22 protein-coding genes are annotated in these 24,277 nt (G+C 67.8%); 6 read left to right on the top strand and 16 right to left on the bottom strand.

Annotation, left to right across the window (positions count from 1 at the left end; genetic code table 11):
* Nucleotides 1-10: 10 nt before the first annotated feature.
* Complete coding sequence (locus ACZY08_RS26590) at nt 11-1,672, bottom strand: circularly permuted type 2 ATP-grasp protein (RefSeq protein WP_463747600.1); 1,662 nt, start codon at nt 1,670-1,672, stop codon at nt 11-13.
* Nucleotides 1,673-1,909: 237 nt separating this feature from the next.
* Here ACZY08_RS26590 and rpsT point away from each other — a divergent pair, with 237 nt between their 5' ends.
* Nucleotides 1,910-2,170 (top strand): 30S ribosomal protein S20, encoded by a 261-nt coding sequence (rpsT, locus tag ACZY08_RS26585; protein ID WP_463747599.1) that lies wholly within the window; start codon nt 1,910-1,912, stop codon nt 2,168-2,170.
* Nucleotides 2,171-2,203: 33 nt separating this feature from the next.
* Here rpsT and holA read toward each other — a convergent pair whose 3' ends face one another.
* The 4 genes from holA to ACZY08_RS26565 form a co-directional block, all read right to left on the bottom strand.
* The gene (holA, locus tag ACZY08_RS26580) at nt 2,204-3,154 is read right to left on the bottom strand and encodes a DNA polymerase III subunit delta (RefSeq protein ID WP_463747706.1); all 951 of its coding nucleotides are present in this window, start codon (nt 3,152-3,154) and stop codon (nt 2,204-2,206) included.
* 25 nt (nt 3,155-3,179) lie between these two features.
* A complete protein-coding gene (locus tag ACZY08_RS26575) occupies nt 3,180-4,751 on the bottom strand; it encodes a ComEC/Rec2 family competence protein (RefSeq protein ID WP_463747598.1) in 1,572 nt (523 codons plus the stop codon).
* Nucleotides 4,732-5,586 carry a helix-hairpin-helix domain-containing protein gene (locus tag ACZY08_RS26570; protein ID WP_463747597.1) on the bottom strand — a complete coding sequence of 285 codons (855 nt, stop codon included), beginning with the start codon at nt 5,584-5,586 and terminating at the stop codon, nt 4,732-4,734. The genes ACZY08_RS26575 and ACZY08_RS26570 overlap by 20 nt, the downstream gene beginning before the upstream one ends.
* A gap of 98 nt (nt 5,587-5,684) precedes the next feature.
* Nucleotides 5,685-6,476, bottom strand: a complete 792-nt coding sequence (locus ACZY08_RS26565) for an SPFH domain-containing protein (protein WP_463747596.1) — start codon at nt 6,474-6,476, stop codon at nt 5,685-5,687.
* Nucleotides 6,477-6,639: 163 nt separating this feature from the next.
* Here ACZY08_RS26565 and ACZY08_RS26560 point away from each other — a divergent pair, with 163 nt between their 5' ends.
* Complete coding sequence (locus tag ACZY08_RS26560) at nt 6,640-7,692, top strand: NAD(P)H-dependent amine dehydrogenase family protein (protein ID WP_463747595.1); 1,053 nt, start codon at nt 6,640-6,642, stop codon at nt 7,690-7,692.
* Between the two features lie 110 nt (nt 7,693-7,802).
* Here ACZY08_RS26560 and ACZY08_RS26555 read toward each other — a convergent pair whose 3' ends face one another.
* The 8 genes from ACZY08_RS26555 to ACZY08_RS26520 form a co-directional block, all read right to left on the bottom strand.
* Nucleotides 7,803-8,642, bottom strand: coding sequence for a DegV family protein (locus tag ACZY08_RS26555; RefSeq protein ID WP_463747594.1), 840 nt, complete (start codon nt 8,640-8,642; stop codon nt 7,803-7,805).
* A gap of 2 nt (nt 8,643-8,644) precedes the next feature.
* On the bottom strand, nt 8,645-9,409 hold the full coding sequence (gene octT, locus ACZY08_RS26550) for a diglucosylglycerate octanoyltransferase (protein ID WP_463747593.1): 765 nt from the start codon (nt 9,407-9,409) through the stop codon (nt 8,645-8,647).
* Entirely contained in the window at nt 9,399-10,091 is a 693-nt protein-coding gene (gene gpgP, locus ACZY08_RS26545; protein WP_463747592.1) for a glucosyl-3-phosphoglycerate phosphatase, read from the bottom strand. The genes octT and gpgP overlap by 11 nt, the downstream gene beginning before the upstream one ends.
* A gap of 7 nt (nt 10,092-10,098) precedes the next feature.
* Complete coding sequence (gene rsfS, locus ACZY08_RS26540) at nt 10,099-10,485, bottom strand: ribosome silencing factor (RefSeq protein ID WP_463747591.1); 387 nt, start codon at nt 10,483-10,485, stop codon at nt 10,099-10,101.
* Entirely contained in the window at nt 10,482-11,129 is a 648-nt protein-coding gene (nadD, locus tag ACZY08_RS26535) for a nicotinate-nucleotide adenylyltransferase (protein ID WP_463747590.1), read from the bottom strand. Before nadD ends, rsfS begins: the two co-directional genes overlap by 4 nt.
* A 72-nt stretch (nt 11,130-11,201) precedes the next feature.
* Complete coding sequence (locus tag ACZY08_RS26530; RefSeq protein WP_463747589.1) at nt 11,202-12,656, bottom strand: vWA domain-containing protein; 1,455 nt, start codon at nt 12,654-12,656, stop codon at nt 11,202-11,204.
* 13 nt (nt 12,657-12,669) lie between these two features.
* A complete protein-coding gene (locus ACZY08_RS26525) occupies nt 12,670-13,557 on the bottom strand; it encodes an AAA family ATPase (protein WP_463747588.1) in 888 nt (295 codons plus the stop codon).
* 30 nt (nt 13,558-13,587) lie between these two features.
* Nucleotides 13,588-14,847, bottom strand: a complete 1,260-nt coding sequence (locus ACZY08_RS26520) for a glutamate-5-semialdehyde dehydrogenase (RefSeq protein WP_463747587.1) — start codon at nt 14,845-14,847, stop codon at nt 13,588-13,590.
* Nucleotides 14,848-14,931: 84 nt separating this feature from the next.
* On the opposite strand from ACZY08_RS26520, the gene ACZY08_RS26515 reads away from it, so the two are divergent.
* Both ACZY08_RS26515 and ACZY08_RS26510 read left to right on the top strand, forming a co-directional pair.
* Nucleotides 14,932-15,792, top strand: coding sequence for a PfkB family carbohydrate kinase (locus tag ACZY08_RS26515; protein WP_463747586.1), 861 nt, complete (start codon nt 14,932-14,934; stop codon nt 15,790-15,792).
* A 44-nt stretch (nt 15,793-15,836) separates the two neighbouring features.
* Entirely contained in the window at nt 15,837-16,661 is an 825-nt protein-coding gene (locus ACZY08_RS26510; protein ID WP_463747585.1) for an enoyl-CoA hydratase/isomerase family protein, read from the top strand.
* Between the two features lie 29 nt (nt 16,662-16,690).
* Here ACZY08_RS26510 and ACZY08_RS26505 read toward each other — a convergent pair whose 3' ends face one another.
* Complete coding sequence (locus tag ACZY08_RS26505; RefSeq protein WP_463747584.1) at nt 16,691-19,390, bottom strand: S15 peptidase family protein; 2,700 nt, start codon at nt 19,388-19,390, stop codon at nt 16,691-16,693.
* 134 nt (nt 19,391-19,524) lie between these two features.
* Nucleotides 19,525-21,567 carry an NAD(+) synthase gene (locus ACZY08_RS26500; protein WP_463747583.1) on the bottom strand — a complete coding sequence of 681 codons (2,043 nt, stop codon included), beginning with the start codon at nt 21,565-21,567 and terminating at the stop codon, nt 19,525-19,527.
* A gap of 57 nt (nt 21,568-21,624) precedes the next feature.
* On the opposite strand from ACZY08_RS26500, the gene ACZY08_RS26495 reads away from it, so the two are divergent.
* Both ACZY08_RS26495 and ACZY08_RS26490 read left to right on the top strand, forming a co-directional pair.
* Nucleotides 21,625-22,164, top strand: a complete 540-nt coding sequence (locus ACZY08_RS26495; RefSeq protein ID WP_463747582.1) for a cysteine hydrolase family protein — start codon at nt 21,625-21,627, stop codon at nt 22,162-22,164.
* A 22-nt stretch (nt 22,165-22,186) separates the two neighbouring features.
* Nucleotides 22,187-23,029, top strand: coding sequence for an NAD-dependent protein deacetylase (locus tag ACZY08_RS26490; RefSeq protein WP_463747581.1), 843 nt, complete (start codon nt 22,187-22,189; stop codon nt 23,027-23,029).
* Here ACZY08_RS26490 and ACZY08_RS26485 read toward each other — a convergent pair.
* Nucleotides 22,998-24,269 carry a cytochrome P450 gene (locus ACZY08_RS26485; RefSeq protein WP_463747580.1) on the bottom strand — a complete coding sequence of 424 codons (1,272 nt, stop codon included), beginning with the start codon at nt 24,267-24,269 and terminating at the stop codon, nt 22,998-23,000. The genes ACZY08_RS26490 and ACZY08_RS26485 overlap by 32 nt on opposite strands.
* Between the last annotated feature and the right edge of the window lie 8 nt (nt 24,270-24,277).

Genomic DNA, 24,277 nt, shown 5'->3' with positions numbered 1-24,277 from the left:
CCCTCTGCTACTACTGCTGTTGTTGTTGGGACGTCGAACCGTCAGGCGCGCCATCAGTTTTGGGCCCATTGGCAGTTTCGGGCAGCGACCGCACCACCTCGGCCGCAGCGAGCTCGCGATCTGCCGCCGACGTCCGCGACGCCAGCACCCAGGTGTCCTTCGACCCGCCTCCCTGACTGGAATTGACCACCAGAGACCCCTCCGGGAGCGCCACCCGGCTCAGCCCGCCGGGCAGCACCCAGACGTCGTTGCCGTCGTTGACCGCGAACGGGCGCAGGTCCACGTGACGAGGCGCCAGCTTGTCGCCGATCTGGGTGGGCACCGTGGACAGCTGCATCACCGGCTGGGCGATCCAGCCGCGCGGGTCGTTGCGGATCTTCCTCGCAGCCGCGGCGAGCTCCTTCTCGGAGGCGTCCGGGCCGAACACGATGCCGTACCCACCCGAACCCTCCACCGGTTTGATCACCAGTTCATCGATCCGGTCGAGCACCTCCTCCCGTTCGGCGTCCAACCAACAGCGGTAGGTGTCGACGTTGGCCAGCAGCGGCTTCTCACCGAGGTAGTACTCGATGACCGTCGGGACATAGGTGTAGACGAGCTTGTCGTCGCCGACCCCGTTGCCCACCGCACTGGAGATCACGACGTTGCCGGCCCGGGCCGCGTTGAGCAGGCCGGCCACCCCGAGCACCGAGTCGGGCCGGAACTGCATGGGGTCCAGGAACGCATCGTCGATGCGGCGGTAGATGACGTCGACCTGGCGCTCGCCCTCGGTGGTGCGCATGTAGACGGCGTTGTCGCGGCAGAACAGATCGCGGCCCTCGACCAACTCGACCCCCATCTGCCGGGCCAGCAGCGAGTGCTCGAAGTAGGCCGAGTTGTAGACGCCGGGAGTGAGCACCACGACGGTGGGGTCGGCGACGTTGGTGGGTGCGGCGTTGCGCAGTGCCCGCAGCAGGTGTGAGGAGTAGTCACCGACCGCGCGCACCCGGTGAGTGGCGAACAGATTGGGGAAGACGCGCGCCATGGTGCGCCGGTTCTCCATCACATAGGACACTCCCGACGGCGACCGCAGATTGTCCTCGAGCACCCGGAAGACACCCTTGTCGTCACGGATCAGATCGATGCCCGCGACGTGGATACGCACCCCGTTGGGCGGGACGATGCCCGCGGCTTCACGGTGGAAGTGCTCGCACGAGGTGACCAGCCGACGCGGGATCACCCCGTCACGCAGGATCTCCTGCTCGCCGTAGATGTCGTCGAGATACATCTCCAGCGCCTTGACCCGCTGGATGATGCCGCGTTCCAGCCGGGACCATTCGGCCGCCGAGATCACCCGCGGCACCAGGTCGAGCGGGAACGGCCGCTCCTGGCCGGACAGCGAGAACGTGATGCCCTGATCGATGAAGGCCCGGCCCAGTGCGTCCGAGCGCGACCGCAACTCGGAGGCGTCCGACGGAGCAAGCTCGGCGAAGATCCCCTTGTACGGTCCGCGGACGTTGCCAGAGGCGTCGAACATCTCGTCGAAGGCCTCGGAGTATCGGCCCAGCCGGTCGTAGCCGTCGAAGACGCCCCGATGTTTGACGCGTCGCGCCGCAGCGCGCTGTCCGGGCGGGCGCGACCCGTTCGACCCTGCCCCCGGTGTACGGACTGCTCTCAGGCTCACCCCTGCCATGCTGCCGCACCTGACGCTGTTTCGCCGGGTCAACGGCTCAGCCCGTTTCGGCAGGCCAACGGGCGGTTGAGGTGGTATTAGGGCGGTAAATTCGGGCGTCGGCGACCGGCGTTCCGCCTGCACCGCTTTGGGAGTTCGGACGCCTCGCTGGTACCCTGAACAGTCGCTGCCCGCAGTGCGGGTGTGCGCACCCAGACTTCGGTAACCCCAGCTAGAGAACTACGAAGGAATTTTTACGTGGCCAACATCAAGTCGCAGGAAAAGCGCATCCTCACCAACGAGCGTCGTCGGCTGCGTAACCAGTCGGTGAAGTCGTCGCTGCGTACGGCTGTGCGCGGCTTCCGCGAGGCCGTCGAGGCGGGCGAGAAGGACAAGGCCGCCGAGTTGCTGGCGTCGACCAGCCGTCAGCTCGACAAGGCCGCCAGCAAGGGTGTCATCCACGCCAACCAGGCCGCCAACAAGAAGTCGGCCCTGGCCGTCGCGCTCAACAAGCTCTGATCCTTCCGGGCTTACCCGAACGATATCGCCGGTTCACCGGGTGGCGAGTTCCGCCACCCGGCGTACCGCTGTCTCAAGGGCGTAGTCGGCATCTGCCGCTGCGCCCTTTACGTCTGCATTGAGCGCCGCGACCACCCGCATCGCCTCGGCCACGGAGTCGCGTGACCATCTGCGCGACTGCTTCTGCGCCTTCTGCACCCGCCAGGGCGGCATCCCCAGCTCACCGGCCAGCCGGTACGGATCCCCGGAGAGCGGGCCCACCCGGGCGATCGTGTGCACCGCCTCGGCCAGCGCATCGGCCAACACCACCTGGGGTTCACCGGCCAGCATCGCCCATCGCAAGGCCTCGGCGGCCCCGGCCACATCACCGGTGACGGCCTTGTCTGCGATGTCGAAGCCCTTCACCTCCGCCTTGCCACTGTGATAGCGGCGCACCGCTACGGCGTCGACCTGGCCGGCGGTGTCGGCCACCAGCTGTGAGCACACCGCGGCGAGCTCACGGATGTTCGATCCGACCGCGTCGAGCACCGCGGTGACCGTGTCGTCGGAGACCTTGACCCGCAACTGGCGGAACTCGGCACGTACGAAATCCGCACGCTCCGCCGGTTTGGCGATACGCGCACACGGATGCACCTGTGCCCCAAGCTTTTTCAACTGATCAGCCAGCGCCTTGGCCCGCCCGCCGCCGGAGTGGATGACGATCAGAACGGTGCCGGGCGGCAGATCGGCTGCGGCCGAGGCGATCAGGGCCACCGCATCCTTACCGGCCTCGGCGGCGGCCTCCAGCACCACCAGGCGCTCCTCGGCAAACAGCGACGGGCTCAGCAGCTCGGCGAGCTCGCTGGTGCTGACCTCACCGGCCCGCATCCGGTCCACCGGAACGTCATCGGATCCGGCCTGCCGGCGCAACGCCCGCAGCACCGCCCCCACTGCTCGTTCGACCAGCAGTTCCTCATCGCCCAGAACCAGGTGCAGGCCGTCGATCTGTTGACTCACACCGATGATCGTGTCACGACGGCCCGACAGCCCCGACCACCTGGCCCGCCAGCGCCCAGGCCAGCAGGCCGAACACCCCCACGGCCAGTCCGCGCCGCATCCAGCGCAGCCGCCACAGCACCGCGAGCGCCACACCTCCGAGTGCTACCGACACCACGCCGGCCAGCCCCGAGGGTGACGGCAGAGCGGCCCCCGGTAGCGCCGAAGCCCATCGGGCCACCGACAGCAGCCACCAAAGCTCCGGTCCGGTGAACCGGATCAGTAGTTGGGCTCCGCCCGGCCAGACCACCGAGCACACGGCCGCCGCGGAACCGAGGACCGTGATCGGCGGAATCACCCCGGCCACTGCGAGATTGGCCGCGACGGCCACCAGGCTGACGGTCCCCGATATCCCGGCCACCAGTGGGGCGGTGACCAGCTGGGCGACCGCCGCGACGCTGACCGCGGCCGCCAGCGGACGCGGCCAGCCACGGGCCTCCAGCCGGCCCGACCACATCGGGGCGAGGACGACGATGCCTGCCGTCGCACACACCGACAACGCGAATCCCACATCGACCGCGAGTTCGGGGGCCGCGACCATCAGCGCGATCACGCTGGCGGCCAGCGCGGGCACCGCCTGCCGACGCCGATGGGTCAACACCGCGAGCAGGGTCACCGCACCCATCACGGCTGCCCGCAGCACACTGGCCGACGGCTGCACGACGATGACGAGGCCGACCAGTCCGGCGCCGGCGAGCGACACGGCCGCTCTCGGCCCGACCAGCGCCGCGCTGAGCAACAGCGCGCCGCACACGATGGTCACGTTGGCGCCCGACACCGCGGTCAGGTGCGTCAGACCCGACGTACGGAACTGCGCGGTGGTCGTGGCGGTGACCATCGAGGTATCGCCCAGCACCAAGGCCGGCAGCATGGCGGCCTGATCGGCGGGCAACACTGCCCGTGCCGCCTCCGCGAAGCCCACACGTATCCGCTGGGCGATGCGCTGTACCGCCGAGGCCTCCCCCAACGACGGCTGTCCCGACGCCGCCAGCACGGCCACACTCAGGTCCCTGCGGCCCGGGCGCCCCACGGAGGCCCGGAATGTCGCCGGTTGCCCCGGACCTACCTCGCCGAAACCCGGCGGCGCGAACACCAGGACTCGGCCTGACATCGGGGCCTGATCGACCCGGCGCAACGCGGCCCGGAACATCACCCGACCGCCCTTGATCGCCCGCGGCGTCTCGGTGGGAACGACCTCAACCGTCGCGGTTCCGCCGTAGAGACGGCCGACCGGATGATGTTCGACCTGGTGCACCCGCAGTCCGACAGCGACGGTGAATCCAGCCGCGACGGCCGCCACCGCCAGAACGGCAGCGGTGACGTCCGTACCGTCGCTCTCTCCCCACCGTCCGGCCAGCCAAGTCAGCCCCACGGCGGCCAGGCCCACCACCACGGCCGCGCCCGGATGCCAGACGACTGCGGCCGCCGACACCGACCACGCGGTCAGGGCGGACGGGACCAGGCGCAGATCCAGTGGCTGCCCCGCGGCCCACCCGTCGCCGGTCTGCCCGTCCCCGCCGGAAGCATCACGCCCGGACCAGCTCACGCAGTTTCTCCAGCCGTGCCGGACCGATGCCGTCGACGTCACCGAGTTGATCGACACTGTCGAACCGACCGTGGGCGGCACGCCAGGCCACGATCGCCTCGGCGGTCACCGGGCCGACACCGGGCAGCGTGTCGAGGTCCTCGACGGTCGCCGTATTGAGGTCCACCGGCTCCGCCGACGCGCCGGCCTTGGCTTTCGGAGCCCCCTTTTGCGACGCACCGGGTTGTGCCGAACCCGGGGCATCGCCGGCGACCGAACTGCCCATGGTCGTCGGTTGCCCCGGCGGCCCGTCGATACCGACCACGATCTGTTCACCGTCGCCGACCCGGCGAGCCATGTTCAACCCGATCAGGTCGGCACCGTCCAGTGGCCCACCGGCCGCTTCCAGCGCATCGGCGATCCTCGCTCCGGACTGCAACGTCACCAGGCCCGGCTTGTGCACCAGGCCGACCACGCTGACCACCACCGGCCCTGCCGGGGCGTTCGCGTCCGGTGTCGGACCTGCCGACAAAACCATTTGCACCGGTGGCAGATTCGCCGAGGCGACCGGCGGTGCTTGCTGCCGGATCAGGGTGAAAACGGTGACCAGGATCGCGAGGACCCCGATACCGGCCAGGACCAGGGCACCGGCGCGGCCCGGGTCGGCGCGCACCCTGGTCAGCCAGCCCGGGCCGTCCCCCTGGGCGGTATCGGGCAGCCATCTCGACAGCGCGCTCTCCGACGCGGTGTCCTGATCGTCGCCGCCGCCGCCTTCCTCGGTGTCGGCATCATCCCCGCCGCCCGGACGGCCCCCACCCAGACGACGGAGCCGCTCCACCGACAATTCGGTTCCCATGCTCGCGACGGTAAGCGCGGGCCACGACGATTCCGGGCGCCCTGGCCTACGGCACCGGCCGGCTGTGGATGAATCTCGCGTTGTGGATTACCACGTGGTCATCCCGCGGCACCGGTGGAGGGCTGTTGGGGCGTGGCCCGTTCCAGGTATCGCAGCAGTTCCACCGGGAACGGCAGGACCACGGTGGAATTCTTCTCCGCGGCCACTTCGACGACGGTCTCCAGCAGCCGCAACTGCAGGGCCGCCGGGTCGGCCGACATCACATCGGCCGCCGCGGCGAGTTTTTCGGACGCCTGCAGCTCGCCGTCGGCGGTGATCACGCGGGCCCGCCGCTCCCGCTCGGCCTCGGCCTGACGCGCGATGGACCGCTTCATCGAATCCGGTAGGACGACGTCTTTGATCTCTACCCGGTCGATGTGTATCCCCCAGCCCACCGCAGGGTTGTCGATGAGCAGTTCGAGGCCCTGGTTGAGCCGCTCCCGGTTGGACAGCAGGTCGTCCAGATTGCTCTTGCCGATGATCGACCGGAGCGAGGTCTGCGCCACCTGACCGATCGCCGACATGTAGTCCTGCACGTCGACGACGGCCCGCACCGGATCGAGCACGTTGAAGTAGATGACCGCATCGACCCGCACGGTGACGTTGTCGCGGGTGATGCCGTCCTGTGCGGGCACGGGCATCGTGATGATCTGCATGTTGACCTTCTGCAACCGGTCCGCGACGGGAATGAGCATCGTCAGCCCGGGTTGCCTGACGTTGTCGCGGACCCGGCCGAACCGGAACACCACACCCCGTTCGTACTGCCTGACCACGCGGATGTTGCTCAAGCCGAGCCACACCAGGGCAATGGCGCCGGCCCCCGCCGATGCGAGCGCGTAGAGCATGTCCATGATCTGACCTCGATTCATGGCTTTGCGAGGCGAACGCGCCCCACAGTTCGATTGTGCGACGCCGGTGGGTCTCCCGCCAGGAGGGACGGATGCGCCTACCGCGGGTGAACAAGTCCCCGATAGTGTCTAGAGTCCGGCGCAGGGCTCAGCGAGGGAGACGATCATGACCGCAGCGGGTAAGCCGATTCGGGTCATCCAATGGACCACCGGCAACATCGGACGACGCTCGCTGCACGCGATCATCGGCCGCGACGACATGGAACTGGTCGGCGTGTACGCCTACGGCGCCGACAAGGTCGGTGTCGATGCCGCCGAGTTGGCCGGCTGGCCCGAGCCGACCGGCATCAAGGCCACCAACTCCATCGACGATCTGATCGCGCTCAAACCCGATGCCTGCTGCTACAACCCGATCTGGCCCAGCGTCGACGAACTGGTCCGCCTACTGGAGGCCGGGATCAACGTGTGTTCCAGTGCCGCCTGGATCACCGGCGGCAAGCAGTCCCCCGAAGACCTGGAGCGAATCCAGAAGGCTTGCCAGACAGGTAATTCCACGATCTTCGGCAGCGGTGCCCACCCCGGCCTGACCAACATGATGGGCATGGTGCTGTCCAGCGCGTGCGAGAGCGTCGACGAGATCCGGATCACCGAGTCCGTCGACTGCGGGGTCTATGAATCAGCCGGAACCATGGCCGCGATGGGATTCGCACAAGATCCCGAGACGCCGGGGCTGGCCGAGCATGTGCGGCTGGAGAGTGAGGTGTTCGCCGAGTCGGCGGCCATGATGGCCGACGCCATCGGCGCCAAGCTCGACCGGATGACGTTCGACGTCGAATTCACCGCGGCCACCGATGATTCCGACCTCGGGTTCATGCAGATCCCCAAGGGCACGGTGGCCAGCGTGTTCGGCTACCACCGCGGCTGGGTGGGCGACAAGAACGTCGTCAGCGTCGGATTCAACTGGATCATGGGCAATCACGTCACCCCGCCGAAGCCCGTCGCGCACGGTCACGTGATCCAGGTCTTCGGCGTCCCCAACATGCGCACCGTCGTGTACTGCCTGCCGTCGAAGGACTGGAGCGAGGTCAGCCTCAACGGTCTCGGCATGATCTACACCGCGCTGCCCGTCACCAATGCAGTGCCCGCCGTGGTGGCCGCCGCACCCGGCATCCTCACACTCAAGGACCTACCGCCGGTCACCGGCCGGTTCGCCGGTTAGCTCGGGGCGCGTCGCCGCTGCCGCTGTTTGCGCCGTTTTCCACCTGAGGGTTGTGCGCGCCGCCGATCGACAGCCGTGAGGTAGAAACCGGCGCCGTCAAGCGGCCCCAGCTAGGCGTCCTCCACGGTGATGCAGGCGCCGACCGCGCCGCCACCGACATGAACGGCCAGCACCGGACCCATACCGGTCACCGACAGAGACCGCAGGTTCGGTAGCCGGTCGGTGAGTGCCGCCGCGATCTCCTCGGCGCCGTCCGGATTGTCGACATGATGCACGACCACCCGCACCGCGCGGTCCCCTGCAGCGTCGGCGATCTGATCGACAAGTGCCGCATGTGCTTTCGATATCGTCCGGATGCGTTGTGAGAGCACCAGCCGGCCGTCCACATCGAGGCGTAGCAGTGGTTTGAGTGACAATGCGGTGCCCAGCCACGACGCTGCCGCACCGATCCGGCCACTGCGCCGCAGGTTGTCGAGGCGGTGTACGACGATGAACGCCTGCCCGCGCGGTATCGCGGCACGAGCCGCCGCCTCGACTGCGTCGAGTGTTCCTCCGCCACGGGCTGATTCGGCGGCGGCGAGGGCGACGAAACCCACCCCCATCGCTGCCGCACGGGAGTTCACCACTCGTACGGCCTGCCCGATTTCACGAGCTACCGCCGCTGCCGTGCTGTATGTGCTCGACAGCGCAGCCGAAATATGGACTGCGACAACACCGTCGCCGTCACTGTCGGCCAGCGCCTGCCGATAGGTGTCGGCGAGATCGGCCGGGGCGGCCCCGGAGGTGGTGACCCTGGCCCGGTCGTGAATGTCTGACGGCATCGGGTCGACACCGTCGCGCAGGTCGATGCCCTCGTCGAGGATGTGCAAGGGCACCTGGCGAATACCCCACTTCTCACACAACTCGGGCCGCAACCGCGACGTGGAGTCGGTGACCACCATGACCGCCATCGTCAGTCGGTGGGATCCATTTGTGGCACACCGGCATCGGCCAGGCCCTTGAGCATCAGCTCGGCGACCGACCGGTGGGCTTCGAAATTCCAATGGATGCCGTCAGGGTTGCCCCGCCCGTTGAGCACCTCGTCGGCCACCGCGGCCTTGAGGTCCACCAACGCCACGTCATGCTCGGCCGCCCAGTCCGTGATCGCCCTGACCGTGGGCTCACGACCGTGATGGGCCTTGCCGTACGTGTCGGCGATGTGCACCGACGGCAGCGAGGCCACAACCGGAATGCCCGGCCGGTTGAAATCGATGGCGTTGCGCGTCATCTCGAGGTACTCGACCGTCACATGCGGTGGCAGCGCCGCGCGGGCGATCGGCGACAACCGCGGCTGAACCCAGCCGTAGCCGTCACGCGCCCAGCGCCGCAGCCAGGCCGGACGCACATAGCGGATCAGTTCGCGCAACGCCGTCGGCAACGGCGAGGGCAGCGAATCCATGCCGCTGGTGGCGAAGACCACCGCGCCGGCGCGCGGCAATGCCGCCCACGCCCGCGGATCCTGGGTCGAGGCCCACCAGACGTCGCGGCAGGTCCAGCCGATCCGGCCGATGAGTTCCACGTCCCAGCCCAACTGCTCGGCCACGATGTTGGGCCAGATCCGCGGATCGTCGGATGGCAGCCCACCCGTCGGGCCGAAATAGGACAGGGAGTCGCAGAACACCAGTAGGACCGGACGGTCGCGATGCGAGGACTCGGACGACACGTGATCAGAGGACATCGTTGGCCACCTGCGCCGAGGCATTCCACACATCCAGCCGCCATTTGATGACGTCGAACGCGGCTCCATCCGCCGCGGAATCGTCCGCATGTCCCGACAGCTGAACCCAACTGGCGTTCCCCATGCCGCCGAGCACCGGCCAGTTGTCCACCGGCAGGCCGAGCAGGCCGGCAGTCAGGGCCGCGATCAGCCCGCCGTGGGCGACCAGCACGACGGGGCGGTCCGCACTTCCCCCGGCTTGATCCAGGCCCCAATCAGATTGTCCGGCAACAAGTTCAGCGACAACCGGAACACTACGGGCGGCCACGTCGACGCGGCTCTCACCACCGTGCGGTGCCCACCGTGCGTCCTCGCGCCACGCCGCGCGGGCGCCCGGGGCAGCCGCGTCCACCTCCTGGTGCGTCAAACCCTGCCAGTCGCCCAGATGCGTCTCACGCAACCGCTCGTCCACGGCCACCGCGATCCCGGCGCGGTCGCCGAGGGCCATCGCGGTGTCCAGGGCGCGCTTGAGATCCGAGGACACGATGATCAACGGTTGGCGCTTGGCCAGTACCTCGGCGGCGGCAGCCGCCTGGTCGCGGCCCAGATCGGACAACTCGGTGTCGAGCTGGCCCTGCATCCGGCTGCCGGCGTTGTACTCGGTCTGCCCGTGACGCAAGAGCACCAGCCGACGGACCCTCATCGCGCCCTCATTCTGCCAACTCCGGGTCCACCGGCCCACCGAGCTCGACCGGAACCGTCGGGCAGTCACGCCACAGCCGTTCCAGGGCGTAGAACTCCCGCTCGTCCTGATGCTGGATGTGCACGACGATGTCCACGTAATCGAGCAGCGTCCAGCGCCCCTCGCGGGTACCTTCGCGGCGCGCGGGCTTGTAGCCGGCCAGCCGCATCTTGTCCTCGACCTCGTCGACGATCGCGTTGACCTGACGCTCGTTGGAGGCCGATGCGATCACAAAGCAGTCGGTGATCACCAGTTGGCCCGACACATCGATGACCACCACATCGTCGGCCAACTTGGCCGCGGCGGCCTGGGCGGCCACCGTCGCCATCGCGACGGCCTCTTCGGTAGCGCTCATCGAACCGGCTCCATGATGTATTCACCCTTCCCGTCTGCGGAATACAACCCGCGTTTGGCCACGTACTGCACCACGCCATCGGGTACCAGGTACCAGATCGGCCGGCCTTCGGAGGCCCGCCTACGGCAGTCGCTGGACGAGATGGCCAGCGCGGGCACCTCGACCAATGTCAACGTGTCAGGCGGCAGTTCACGCAGCGCCGCCTCGATGTGTTCACCGTCCAGCTCATAGCCTGGCCGGCTCACGCCGACGAACCTCGCCATGGAGAACAGGTCCTCCCAGTTCTGCCAGGACAGGATCGAGGCCAGGGCATCGGCTCCGGTGATGAAGTACAGGTCGGTATCGGCATTGAGATCACGCAGATCTCGCAAGGTGTCCTTGGTATAGGTCGCCCCGCCCCGGTCGATGTCGACCCGGCTGACCGAGAACCTCGGGTTGGACGCGGTGGCGATCACCGTCATCAGGTACCGGTCCTCGGGCGCGCTGACCCGCCGGTCGTGTTTCTGCCAGGGCTGACCGGTCGGGACGAACACCACCTCGTCGAGCTCGAACAGGTCGGCCACCTCACTGGCAGCGACCAGGTGCCCGTTGTGGATGGGATCGAACGTCCCACCCATCACACCCAGCCTGCGCCGTCTTGCCACAAAGAGGCAGCTTACGGGAGCGCTGACGAGCGTCGGCACCCGTGCGAAAGCTCCGGCCCGGTTGCGCGGCGCTCAGACCGGCAGCAACCCGTCGATCACCCCGGCCAGCTGCTTGGCCGAGCGGCACTCGTGCATCGGGATGGTTTCGAGGTATTTGGGGACTGCAGAATCCCCGCTGCCCCACAGGTGCCTGGGCTCCGGGTTGAGCCAGTGCGCGTGCCGGCTGGCCGACACCATGTGGGCGAGCAGCGCCGTCTCGGGGTTGCGGTAGTTGTTGCGGCCGTCGCCCAACACCAGCAGCGAGCTGCGCGGGGACAACACGTTGGGGTACTTGTCCAGGAAGGACACGAACGCGTGTCCGTAGTCGGAGTGCCCGTCACGGGTGTAGACGCCGGCCTCGCGGGTGATGCGCTGCACCGCGACCGCCAGATCGGCCTCCGGACCGAACATGTCGGTGACCTCGTCGGTGGTGTCGATGAAGGCGAAGACCCGAACCCGGGAGAACTGCTGACGCAGTGCCGAGACCAGCATCAGGGTGAAGTGGCTGAACCCGGCCACCGATCCCGACACATCGCAGAGCACCACGAGTTCCGGACGGGCCGGATGCGGCTTCTTGAGGACGACGTCGATGGGCACACCGCCGGTGGACATCGACTTGCGCAACGTCTTACGAAGGTCGATCTCCCCGGACCGGGACCGCCGGCGCCGGGCCGCCAGCCGCGTGGCCAGCGTGCGCGCCAGCGGCTGCACGGTCTTGCGCATCTGGCGGAGCTGCTCGCCGGAGGCCCGCAGGAATTCGACGTTCTCGGCCAGCTGCGGCACCCCGTACATCTGCACGTGGTCGCGGCCCAACTGCTCGGCGGTGCGCCGCTTGGTCTCGGACTCGACCATCTTGCGCAGTTGGGCGATGCGCTGGGCGGCCAGCGCCTTGGCGATCTCCTCCTGGGTGGGCGTGGGTTCGTCGCCGTAGGGGGCGAGAAGCCCGGCCAGCAGCCGGCCCTCCAGATCGTCGAGGCTCATGGACTTGAGGGCCTGATACGACGAGTACGACGGGCCACGGCTGGAGTTGTAGCGGCCATAGGCCTCGACGATCCGCGCGATCATCGCCGCCATCCGGTCGTCGAGGTTGGCCAGATCCTCGTTGTCGGCCAGCATCTGCACCAACGCCTCGCGCATCGCCTCGATGTCCTCGGGCGGCAGTTGGAGCCGATCCTCGTCACCGGTCTCGCCATCGTCGTCATCCGAGAGCACGGTGCGTGCGCCCAGGGCAGCCGGGAAGAACAGGTCGAACATCGCGTCGTAGGTCTCACGGTGGTCGGGGCGCCGCAACACTGCGCACGCGATGCCCTCGCGCAGCGTTTCACGATCGCCCAACCCCAGCACGGTGATCACCCTGCCTGCGTCCACGGTTTCCGACGGACCGACCGAGATACCTTGCCCGCGAAGGGCTTCGACGAACTCGACGAGATGCCCCGGCAGGCCGTGGGGGGCCAGCGGCTGGGGCGGTCGAACCCGGCGGGGCACCATCAGTTCAACCCCATCAGTTCAGCTTCAGTTCGCCGGCCGCCTTGACCTGGTCTGACTGGTGTTTGAGCACCACACCGAGGGTGGCGGCGATCATCTCGTCGTCGATGGTGTCCAGGCCGAGAGCCAGGACGGTGCGGCCCCAGTCGATGGTCTCGGCGACCGACGGCACCTTCTTGAGCTGCATACCGCGCATCACCCCGATGATCCGCACCAGCTCGGTCGCGATGCGCTCGGGCAGTTCGGGCACCCGCGACAGCAGGATGCGGCGCTCCAGATCCGGGTCCGGAAAGTCGATGTGTAGGAACAGGCAACGACGCTTGAGCGCCTCGGAGAGCTCACGGGTGGCGTTGGAGGTGAGCAGCACGAACGGCGGCCGCTCGGCGATGATCGTGCCGAGTTCCGGGACGGTGACCGCGAAATCGGAGAGCACCTCCAACAGAAGGCCCTCGATCTCGATGTCAGCCTTGTCCGTCTCGTCGATCAGGAGCACGGTCGGATCGGTGCGCTTGATCGCGGTCAGCAGCGGACGGGTCAGCAGGAACTCCTCGCTGAAGACGTCCATCTTGGTCTGGTCCCAGTCACCGCCATTCGCGTTCTGCCCGGCCTGGATCCGCAGGATCTGCTTGGCGTGGTTCCACTCGTAGAGCGCGCGGGCCTCGTCGACGCCCTCGTAGCACTGCAACCGGACGAGTTCGGAGCCGGTGGTCGCGGCCACCGCACGGGCCAGCTCGGTCTTGCCGACACCCGCGGGCCCTTCGACGAGCAACGGCTTGCCCAGCCGGTCGGCGAGGAAAACCGCTGTCGCGGTGGCGGTGTCGGGGAGGTAGCCGGTCTCCGCCAGTCGGCGTGCGACATCGTCGATGTCGGTGAACAACGGAGCGGGGCGAGCGGGCACGCTCATGTGGTCTCCTGGTCTGTATCTGGTCGGCAGCTAGGCCGGGCGGGTCTGACCGTCTCCCCACACGATCCATTTCGTCGAGGTCAGTTCGGGCAGGCCCATCGGTCCGCGGGCATGCAGCTTCTGGGTGGAGATGCCGATCTCTGCGCCGAAACCGAACTGCTCTCCGTCGGTGAACGCGGTGGATGCGTTGACCATCACGGCGGCAGCATCCACCTGTTCGGTGAAGCGCTGGGCCGCAGCAAGATCAGTTGTCACGATGGCCTCGGTGTGACCGGTGCCGTATTCGTTGATGTGGGCGATCGCGGCGTCGAGCCCGTCGACCACTGCGACGGCGATGTCCATCGAGAGGAACTCGGTGTGCAGCTCTTCGTCGGTGGGGTCGGCGTGCACGGTCACCCCGGCCTCACGCAGCGCAGCGGTCAGCCGGGGCAGCGCGGTGGCCTCAAGCGTGCGGTCCACCAGCAGGGTCTCGGCGGCATTGCAGACGCTGGGGCGCCGCGTCTTGGAGTTCAGCAGGATCTTCTCGGCCCGGTCGATGTCGGCCGAGGAATGAACGTAGACATGGCAATTGCCGACACCGGTCTCGATGGTGGGGACCTGTGCGTCGCGCACCACGGCCTCGATCAGCCCGGCTCCCCCGCGCGGGATCACCACGTCGACCAGGCCGCGGGCCTGGATCAGGTGGGTGACACTGGCGCGGTCGTGACTGGGCAGCAACTGCACCGCGTCGGTCGGCAGCCCCACCGACTCCAGCGCCGATCGCAGGGCGGTCACCAACGCCTGATTGGACCGGGCCGCCGATGAGCTGCCACGCAGCAGGGCGGCGTTGCCGGACTTCAGGGTGAGACCGAACGCGTCCACCGTGACGTTGGGGCGGCCCTCGTAGACCATGCCGACCACGCCCAGCGGCACCCGCTGCTGACGCAGCTGCAATCCGTTGGCCAGGGTGCGCCCCTGCAGCACCTCGCCGACGGGATCGGGCAACCCGGCGACCTGGCGCAGTCCGGCCGCGATGCCGTCGACCCGCTGCGGGTTGAGCGCCAGGCGGTCCAGCATCGCCTCGGGGGTTCCGGCCTCGCGGGCCGCATCGACATCGGCAGCGTTGGCTGCCAGGACCTCGTGGACGTGGGCCAGCACGCTGTCGGCAGCGGCATGCAGCGCGCGGTTCTTGATCTCGGCGCTCAGGGTGCCCAGGGTGCGGGCAGCGACGCGGGCCCGACGGGCCGCCTCGTGCACCTGCTCGCGCAGGTCTGCTTGCGGCACCGCCGGCGACTGGGTCTGAACGCTCATCTAGCCAGCGTATCGAACCTGTTGACGCCCTTCGACAGGTGTCAGGCGCCCTAGGACAAGCACGCCGGGCTAGCCTTTTCGTTTATGGCCGCTGCGCGGGTTTGCGTCGTCGGGAGCATCAACGCCGACCTCACCTTCACCGTTGGAGCCTTGCCGCGCCCGGGACAGACGGTGCTCGCGTCGTCGCTGGCGTCCGCGCCCGGCGGCAAGGGCGGCAACCAGGCGGTGGCGGCCGCGCGGGCCGGGGCCGAGGTCGCACTGGTGGCCGCGGTGGGTGACGATGCCGCCGCGACAAACCTGCGGGAGCATCTCCGGGCCAATGGGGTCGCGACCGATTCCGTGACGTGCGTGCCGGGCCCGAGTGGATCGGCCGCGATCCTGGTCGACACAGTCGGCGAGAACTGCATCGTGGTCGCACCCGGCGCCAACGCCCGCCTCGAGGTGGACTCCGCCGCGGCGCGCACGGCCATCGTCTGGAGCGAGGTCGTGTTGATCCAGTTGGAGATCCCGGTGGCGACGGCGGTCGCGGCCGCCCGGCTGGCCAAGGCTGCCGGGGCGGCGGTGATGCTCAACGCCTCACCGGGAGGTACCGCCGCCCATCAGCTGCTGGCCTTGTCGGAGCTGGTCGACGTCGTGGTGGTGAACGAGACCGAGGCAGCCGAGTGGCATTGGCCGGTGCGGCATCTGGTGATCACCCGGGGAGCACGAGGGGCCAGTTACGTGGGCACCGACGAACGCTTCGACGTGCCGGCCCCCGCGGTGCGGGCGCTGGACACCGCCGGCGCCGGCGACGTGTTCGCCGGGGTGTTGGCCGCCGGCTGGACCGCCGGCCACGAGTCGGCACTGCGGCGCGCATGCGCGGCCGGAGCGTTGGCCACCCTGGTGCGCGGGGCCGGTGACTGCGCGCCGTCGGCTGCCGACATCGATGCCGTCCTGACGCACTGAGACGGCCAACTGGAGCCGATACCGTTGTCGTTATAGTCGCCGACATGACCCAGGGAAATACTCCGCGACCCCCAGAAGGCGACTGGCTCGGCACGCCATATCTCAAGTTCGACCGGCAGGGGCCGTTCGGTGTGGTCACCCTGGACCGGCCCGAGGCTCGCAACGCGATGACGCCGGCCATGTACTTCGGTATCCGGTATGCAGTCACGCACGTCGAGACGGACCCCGATCTGGCCGGGCTGCTGATCACCGGCACCGGGGACGTGTTCGCGCCCGGCGGTGACCTCGGCGGCGGCAACGGCGTCGACGACTGGATGAGCTTCGGTGCGGCCCTGTCGATGGACGTCACTCCGTTCGAAACGCTGCGCCAATCCGTCAAGCCGGTGGTGAGCGCGGTCAACGGGCTGTGTCAGGGCGGTGGGCTGCAGATCGCGATCTGCAGTGACATGGCGGTGGTCAGCGACCGCGCCACATTCCGGGTGCCCGAGTTGTACCGCGGCATCGCCGACACCTACTACAGCCAGATGCTGGCCCGCCTGATCGGCCCGGTCCGCACCCGCGACCTGATGTTCACCGGCCGCACGCTCAGCGCGCAGGAGGCCGTCGACTGGGGAATGGTCGCCCGGGTGGTGCCGCACGACGAATTGTCCGACGCCGCAACCGAAGTGCTCGCCCAGTGTTGCCGGACTGCGCCCCGGGCGCGCGGGGTGGTCAAGTCCAGTCTGGACAGCTACATGGGCCTCTACGACCGGATCGGCATGAAGGCCAGCTACAGCGGCGACGAGGCCGCCGAGGGTTTCCGCGCCTTCAAAGCGCGACGCTCACCGGAGTGGGTCCACCCGGACCTGCGCGTCGAGGGCCGCATCTAGGCATCGCGAAAGATACGGCCCTCGCACCGCTACACGCTGACCAGGTCTTCCCGGGCATCTGTCGCGAGCTGCGCATCGGCTCCGGGTCCGGCGGTAGGCAGGGACACCTCGACGCCGGAGATGTTGATGGCGCCGAACTCGGTGAAGTTCAGGAACGGTGTGGCCGAAGTGGTGATCTGCACCGTGGCTGTGTGCCCTGGCTCGAGCGTGTAGGCCACCGCTTCCATCGGAATGGTGACGGTGTGCTCCTTGCCGTCGAGCGTGACCGGGATCGGGGTGACCACATTGCCGATCACCTGCCCCGTCTGATCGTCGACGATCTGGGCGTAGACGTGGCGGCTGGTGCCGATGCCGGAGTACGTCATCGTCAGCTCGGGCGCACCGACCACCTGAGTGGCAGTGCCCGACGGCGCGGTCACCTTGACGTTCACCGCATTGGTGGCCTTGGTACCGTCCCCGAGCCCGAACGGAATCCCCGCAGCGCCCGGTCCGGAACCGCCGAGGATCGGGACGATCCCCAGCAGCCCGCCGCTACCCGACGCGGTGACGGGAGTCCCCGTGAAATTCGGGTCGGTCGGCAGGAGATCGGACGTGTAGTGGTCACCGTTCTGATCGATCCACTGGAACTTCGGGAGACCGTCGTCCACATCTTCGCCCTTGTGCTTGACGTAGGTGTCCAGCCAGCTCAGTGTCGCGGTCTGGACCATCTCGTCGCTGTCACCTGGCGGGGTCTCGCAGTTGCCGTGGCCTCCGCAGAACCACACCATCTTCACCGGCACGCCGTTGGCGTCGAGGATCTGCGCGTTGTCGATGGCCTGCTGCAGCGGGAACAACACGTCGACAGTGCCCTGGATGATCAGCGTCGGAGCCGTGACCTTGTTGACCAGGGAGGTAGGGCCGCTGCTGGCCAGCAGCGCTTGCTGCTCGGGGGTGAGAACACCCAGCAGTGCACCGGTGAAGATGCCGCCGTAGAGCTGGCTGTTGATGTTCGCCCCCGAGGTCACCAGGGACAGCAACAGCAGCGCGGCATACGACGTCTTGAACGCCTCGTTGGGATAGAGGGAACTGTTCAGCGAGTTCCACGAGATCGTCGGGACGATGGCGTCGACCCGGTTGTCGGTACCTGCGGTCACCCATTGGATGCCGCCGCCGTACGACGGGCCCACCATGCCCATGCGCGGATCGTTCGCGCCGTCGAGCAACGTCCCGGGCGCCTTGGCGACGTAGTCGATCAACGCCGAAACATCGCGACCCTCGAAGAACGGGCTGTCCAGCTGCAGGATTCCGCCCGAGTCGTGCTCGCCGCGCGAATCCCAGGTGACGACGTTGTAGCCGGCGTCACGGAACGTGCCGACGCCGGTGGCGCCGCCGGTGTACGGGTTCGTGTCACCCGCACTGGATAGGCCCGCGCCGCTGAAAATGGTCGGCGCCGTATCCCCTTCCGCAAGGCCCGATGCCGGGAAGTAGTTCATGCTGATCTGCGTACCGTCGAACGACGTCACCTTGACCGTGTACGCCACCGGGGTGCCGGCCGGTGCCAGTTCGCCGACGTCGACATTGACATCCACCATCTCCGACTTACCGATGAGCGGCGCCAACAGGTCATTCACGACCGGCACCTGATGGACGATCACGAGCACCTGCGGCACGAACATGCCCACGATCGGGATCTGTTGCAGCGCAGCGTCGAACGCCGTGGTTTCGGCGACCAGGACGGTGAACTTCTCCGTGCCGCCGCTGTCCACGACGGTCGCGTAGGGCAGGAACGTGAAGGTCCCGTGGGCCGAGTCGAGCCGGACCTTGCCACCTCCACTCGGATCGCCGATCACGGTGTAGGTGAGCGGCAGACCGCTCGAACTGGTGGCCCCGGTGGTGCCGTGGATGATGCCGTCGGTAATGCCGACCGCGGGATTCGCCGTGATGCCACCGGTGGCGCTGACGGACGGTGCGACGGCGGAGGCGGAGAACTCCCGGCGTGCGGCCGCCAGCAGAACCCACCCGGCCGGGGAGTCGGCCGGTGGTGCGGTCGGCGAGTTTCCGGCCAGCGTCGCGGCGATGTCGTTGACCACGGTGGCGATCAGGCCCCGTACGGGAGCCACGGCCGCTGTCGACGGCGGTGCGGCCGCGGCCGTCGCCGTGACCGCCGGGGACGCGGCGGATTCGTCGGCCACGCCGATGTCGGTGGTCTCGAGCGTGGGCTCGTCAGCGGTCACGCCCGTCGTCGGCGCCCGGGGGTGATCCCGCGGGGGCCGGGGCAGGTTCGGCTTGACGAACGACAGGCCCGGCACCGGCGCTTCGCCGGGGACGGTGGCCTTGGGCTTTTCGACCGTCGGGAAGCCCTGTCCTGCGTCGCTGCCGCCATGACGGTTGAGCCCGGCCTCGACCTTGGCCTGTGCCGCCGACAGCCGGTCGGTGATCGATTGCACGACATCGGACTTCGGCGTCGTCGAACTCACGTGGTGGCGGCCCGACTCGCCGAGTTTTTCGGTCCGGCTCTTGATCGCCGCACGCACCGTCGCCTGCCGCGACGAGCGGGCGCTCTGCCGGTCCTTGGCGGGACCCTTCTTGGCCGCCGGGGCCGACGAGGATTCGGACGATGTGTCGCCGCCCCCCGGCGACGCCGAGGCCACCGGAACACCCAGGACTTGCCCACCCAGAACCAGGGCTGACCCGACACCGAGCGCAACCGCCAATCCGCCTACCCGACCGACGTACTTTGCAGCACCCAACCCGACCTCCTCGACCGACGCTCGGCGATGCCGAACTGTGACCCGACGCACATTAGCGCGTCGGTGCGGTCCAGAAGGTTAGCTTGTCAATTTTTTGCGTCGTCAATTGGAATCGGCCGCACGGCGACGCAAAACTACTGCTCGGGCACGCTCCGCTCGATCTCGTCGAGCCAGATCCGCGCCGACATGTCCGATGGCGCCCGCCAGTCCCCACGCGGCGAGAGAGCACCGCCGTGCGACACCTTGGGGCCGTTCGGCAGCGCAGAACGCTTGAACTGTGAGAACGAGAAGAACCGCTGCGCGAAGACCTGGAGCCAGTGCCGGATATCGCCGAGCGAATACGCCGGGCGCTTGTCCTCGGGGAACCCAGCGGGCCAGTCGCCGCGGGCCGCGTCATGCCAGGCATGCCACGCCAGAAACGCCACCTTGGACGGGCGGAACCCGTAGCGCAGCACCTGGAACAGCGAAAAGTCCTGCAGCGCATACGGACCGACCTTGGCCTCGCTGCTCTGGATCTCCTCGTCCTCACCGGTGGGCACCAGTTCGGGGGTGATCTCGGTGTCGAGCACCGACTGCAACACCTCGTTGACCTCGCCGCCGAACTCACCCGATGAGATGACCCACCGGATCAGATGCTGAATCAGGGTTTTCGGCACTCCGCCATTGACGTTGTAGTGCGACATCTGGTCGCCCACGCCGTAGGTCGACCAACCCAGCGCCAGCTCGGACAGATCACCGGTGCCGAGCACGATGCCGCCGCGCTGATTGGCCAGCCGGAACAGGTAATCGGTGCGCAGGCCGGCCTGGACGTTCTCGAACGTGACGTCGTAGACCTTCTCACCGCGACCGAATGGATGGTCCATCTCGGTCAGCATCAGCTCGGCGGTCTGCTTGATGTCGATCTCTTCGAACGTCACACCGAGGGCACGGCTCAACCCGATGGCGTTGTTCTTGGTGCGTTCACCGGTGGCGAAACCGGGAAGCGTGAACGCGAGAATGTCGCTGCGCGGGCGGTTCTCCCGATCCATCGCCCGCGCCGCCACGATCAGGGCGTGAGTGGAATCCAGGCCACCGGACACCCCGATCACCACCTTGGGGTAGTTCAGCGCCCGCAACCGCTGTTCCAGCCCGGAGACCTGGATGTTGTAGGCCTCATAGCAATCCTGTTGTAGGCGTGCAGGATCCGCCGGCACAAACGGGAACCGCTCGATCTCGCGCAGCAGTCCGATGTCACCGGTCGGCGGGTCGAGCTGGAACTCGACACGGCGGAACGAATCCACTTGGGCGCCATGGTGTCCGGCATTGTCGTCGAACGTACCCATCCGCAGCCGCTCGGAACGCAGCAACTCCAGATCCACATCGGCCACCGAGCGTCGTTCACCGCGCGGGAAGCGCTCACTCTCGGCGAGCAGCAGCCCGTTCTCCCAGATCATGGTCTGGCCGTCCCAGGCCAGGTCGGTGGTCGACTCCCCCTCTCCGGCAGCGGCATAGATGTATGCGGCCAGACAGCGCGACGAAGCCGACCGAGCCAGCAGACACCGATCGTCGGCGCGGCCGACGGTGATCGGACTGCCCGAAAGGTTGGCCAATACCGTCGCCCCCGCCAGCGCGGCCTGCGCACTGGGCGGCACCGGCACGAACATGTCCTCGCAGATCTCGACGTGCAGGACCAGTCCGGGAAGGTCGGATGCCACGAACAGCAGGTCGGGCCCGAACGGCACCTCGGCGCCGGCCACCCGGATGGTGCCGCGCACATCGGCACCGGTTGCCATCTGCCTGCGCTCGTAGAACTCCCGGTACGTCGGCAGGTAGGACTTGGGGGCCACACCGAGCACCGCGCCGCGGTGGATGACAACCGCGGTGTTGTAGATGCGGTGCCGGTACCGCAGCGGCGCACCGACGACCAGCACCGGCGTCAACACCACCGAGGCCGCGACGATTTCGATGAGCGCCTGCTCCACCGACTCCAACAGGGTGTCCTGCAGCAGGATGTCGTCGATCGAGTAGCCCGACAGTGTCAGCTCGGGGAATACCGCCACCGCCACCCCGTCGTCATGGCAGTCCTGTGCCAACCGGAGCACCGATTCGGCGTTGGCCGGCGGATCCGCCAGCGCCGTGTGGTGGGTGCAGGCGGCAACCCGCGCGAAACCGTGGTGGTAAGCGCTGTAGAAGTCCATCGCGCCCATTGTCACCCGAAAAGTGTCAAGATCGGGTTACTGGGTACCAAATGACGCATGAGCGATACCGCGCTGGTGGTTGTGGACATGCTCAACCACTACCGGCACGAAGATGCCGAACTGCTGGCACCCAACGTGGCGACGATCGTCGATCCTCTGGTGGGACTGGTCAAAACAGCCCATGAGCGCAACGATGTCGACGTCATCTACGTCAATGACAACTATGGCGATTTCACCGCACAGTTCAGTGACATCGTCGCCGCGGCACTCGCCGGTGAACGCCCTGATCTCGTGCGCCCGATCGTCCCCTCGGATGGCTGTCTGCTGCTGACCAAGGTGCGCCACAGCGTCTTCTATGCGACTGCATTGGATTACCTGCTGAGCCGGTTGGGCAGCCGGCGGGTGGTGCTGGCAGGCCAGGTCACCGAGCAGTGCATCCTCTACAGCGCGCTGGATGCCTACGTGCGGCATTTCGATGTGGTGATCCCGGCGGATGCGGTCGCGCACATTGATGCCGACCTGGGCGATGCCGCGCTGGAGATGATGCGCCGCAACATGAGCGCAGAGGTGATGCCTGCTGCCAAGTGCCTCGGGTGAGCGGCGGCCTACCCTGGGGTTCGTGGATGCCCCCGAACTCGTCGCCCTGCTACAGGGACGTCGCGTCGCGGTACTCACCGGCGCCGGGATGTCCACCGATTCGGGCATCCCCGATTACCGCGGCCCGGATTCCCCGCCGAGCAATCCGATGACGATCCGGCAGTTCACCGCCGATCCGGTGTTCCGCCAGCGTTACTGGGCCCGCAATCACGTGGGCTGGCGCCACATGGACGACACCCTGCCCAATGCCGGGCACCGCGCCCTCGCCGCGCTGGAGTCGGCCGGGGTGGTCACCGGCCTGATCACCCAGAACGTGGATCTCCTGCACAGCAAGGCCGGCAGCCGATCGGTGGTCAACCTGCACGGCACCTACGCGCAGGTGATCTGCCTGGATTGTGGGGCGACAATGGCCCGGGACGAGCTGGCCGCTGCACTGGAGGCGGCGAATCCCGGCTTCCTCGAACACGCCGAGTCGGTCGGTGGCATCGCGGTGGCACCCGATGCCGACGCCCTGGTCAGCGAGACAGACTCCTTCATCATCGTGAACTGCCCGGTATGCGCCGGCATGCTCAAACCCGACATCGTCTACTTCGGCGAGAACGTTCCCAAACCCCGTGTCGATCAGGCGTATTCGATGATCGACGAAGCCGACGCACTGTTGGTGGCAGGGTCCTCGCTGACGGTGTACTCCGGTTACCGGTTCGTCCGGCACGCGGCCGCACACGGCATCCCGGTGGGGATCATCAACCGCGGGCCCACGCGCGGCGACGACCTGGCCACCGTCAAGGTCGAGGCGGGATGTTCGGAGATGCTGGTCCTGCTGGTCGGTGAGCTCAGGAGAACGTGCACGGCATCGACCGGATAGCGTGCACGAAATTGCCCTCGAGATAGGCCGGTTCGCCGGCGGCGATGTCGGGCAGCTGCTGCAGCAGCTCACCGAAGATGGCCCGAAGTTGCGTCCGGGCAACATGCGCGCCCAGGCAGAAGTGCCGCCCGCCGCCACCGAACCCCAGGTGCGGGTTGGGCTTTCGGCTCAGGTCAAAAGCCTCGGGCCGGTCGAACACGTCGGTGTCCCAGTTGCCCGAGGCATAGAACATCACCACCTTGTCCCCCGCCGCGATCTGCTGCCCACCCAGTTCGACATCGACCGCGGCGGTGCGGCGGAACGTCATCACCGGGGTGGCCCACCGGACGAACTCCTCCACCGCGCCGCCGATCCGATCATCGAAATCGGCCATCAGCCACGCCCGTTGGCCAGGGTGGTCGGTGAGAGCCTTGAGTGCGTGGCTGGTGGCCTGCCGGGTGGTGTCGTTGCCCGCCACCGCCAGCAGGACAAAGAATGCCGCCACCTCGGCATCGGCGAGCCGATCACCGTCGACCTCCGCGTGGACCAGCGCGCTGAACAGATCGTCGCCCGGATTGTCCCGGCGCTGCGCGGCAAGCGCATTCGCCACGTGGTGCAGGTACATCTGGCTTTGCAGCACCACCTCCAACGGGTTGCGCCCGGCCAGATACACCGGGTCGGACCAGGACACGAGGGCGTCGGCAGCATGCGCCACCTGCTGGCGTTCGGATTCGGGAATCCCGACCATGTCCGACAACGTGCGGATGGGCAGTTCCTTGGCGCACTGCTCGACGAAATCCACCCCGCTGCCGGCGGCCCTGAGCTCGGCCACGATCTGACGGGCGTTGTCCTGGATGGAGGTTTCGATGCGGGCCACCTGCCGAGGGGTGAATGCCGAATGGACGAGTTTGCGAATCAACGTGTGCCGCGGCGCATCCATCGCCAGGAAGGACTGCGACGCCTCCAGCAGCTCCTCGGGCACCGTGTCGAACAGCACGCCCTTGCCGGACAGGAACGTCTCACTGTCCCGGCTGACGGTGAGAATGTCGGCGTGGCGGGTGAGCGCCCAGAAGCCGGGATCCTCGGGATCGGGAACGAGCGTCTCCTCGACCGGCCGGTGCCAGCTGACCGGCCGGCGGGCCCGCAACTGCGCGAAGGACTTCTCGCGCTCGCCGGCAGAGGTGGACCAGAAGGCCTTCGACGAGATGTCGATCGGGTCATACGGACGCGACGACTTCGTTGTGATCGGCGACACAGTCATGTCGCCGA

It is taken from the genome of Mycobacterium sp. IDUB_9 (assembly GCF_055419505.1).
The sequence above is the reverse complement of the archived record's forward strand: the minus strand, read 5'-3'. Positions and strand labels throughout refer to the sequence as shown.

Excerpts from the sequence above, each read along its gene's own strand:
- ACZY08_RS26590 (WP_463747600.1), bottom strand. The coding sequence starts at position 1,672 with ATGGCAGGGGTGAGCCTGAGAGCAGTCCGTACACCGGGGGCAGGGTCG.
- ACZY08_RS26570 (WP_463747597.1), bottom strand. The coding sequence starts at position 5,586 with ATGGGAACCGAATTGTCGGTGGAGCGGCTCCGTCGTCTGGGTGGGGGC.
- ACZY08_RS26565 (WP_463747596.1), bottom strand. The coding sequence starts at position 6,476 with ATGGACATGCTCTACGCGCTCGCATCGGCGGGGGCCGGCGCCATTGCC.
- ACZY08_RS26560 (WP_463747595.1), top strand. The coding sequence starts at position 6,640 with ATGACCGCAGCGGGTAAGCCGATTCGGGTCATCCAATGGACCACCGGC.
- ACZY08_RS26555 (WP_463747594.1), bottom strand. The coding sequence starts at position 8,642 with ATGGCGGTCATGGTGGTCACCGACTCCACGTCGCGGTTGCGGCCCGAG.
- octT (WP_463747593.1), bottom strand. The coding sequence starts at position 9,409 with ATGTCCTCTGATCACGTGTCGTCCGAGTCCTCGCATCGCGACCGTCCG.
- gpgP (WP_463747592.1), bottom strand. The coding sequence starts at position 10,091 with ATGAGGGTCCGTCGGCTGGTGCTCTTGCGTCACGGGCAGACCGAGTAC.
- rsfS (WP_463747591.1), bottom strand. The coding sequence starts at position 10,485 with ATGAGCGCTACCGAAGAGGCCGTCGCGATGGCGACGGTGGCCGCCCAG.
- ACZY08_RS26530 (WP_463747589.1), bottom strand. The coding sequence starts at position 12,656 with ATGGTGCCCCGCCGGGTTCGACCGCCCCAGCCGCTGGCCCCCCACGGC.
- ACZY08_RS26525 (WP_463747588.1), bottom strand. The coding sequence starts at position 13,557 with ATGAGCGTGCCCGCTCGCCCCGCTCCGTTGTTCACCGACATCGACGAT.
- ACZY08_RS26520 (WP_463747587.1), bottom strand. The coding sequence starts at position 14,847 with ATGAGCGTTCAGACCCAGTCGCCGGCGGTGCCGCAAGCAGACCTGCGC.
- ACZY08_RS26515 (WP_463747586.1), top strand. The coding sequence starts at position 14,932 with ATGGCCGCTGCGCGGGTTTGCGTCGTCGGGAGCATCAACGCCGACCTC.
- ACZY08_RS26510 (WP_463747585.1), top strand. The coding sequence starts at position 15,837 with ATGACCCAGGGAAATACTCCGCGACCCCCAGAAGGCGACTGGCTCGGC.
- ACZY08_RS26500 (WP_463747583.1), bottom strand. The coding sequence starts at position 21,567 with ATGGACTTCTACAGCGCTTACCACCACGGTTTCGCGCGGGTTGCCGCC.
- ACZY08_RS26495 (WP_463747582.1), top strand. The coding sequence starts at position 21,625 with ATGAGCGATACCGCGCTGGTGGTTGTGGACATGCTCAACCACTACCGG.
- ACZY08_RS26485 (WP_463747580.1), bottom strand. The coding sequence starts at position 24,269 with ATGACTGTGTCGCCGATCACAACGAAGTCGTCGCGTCCGTATGACCCG.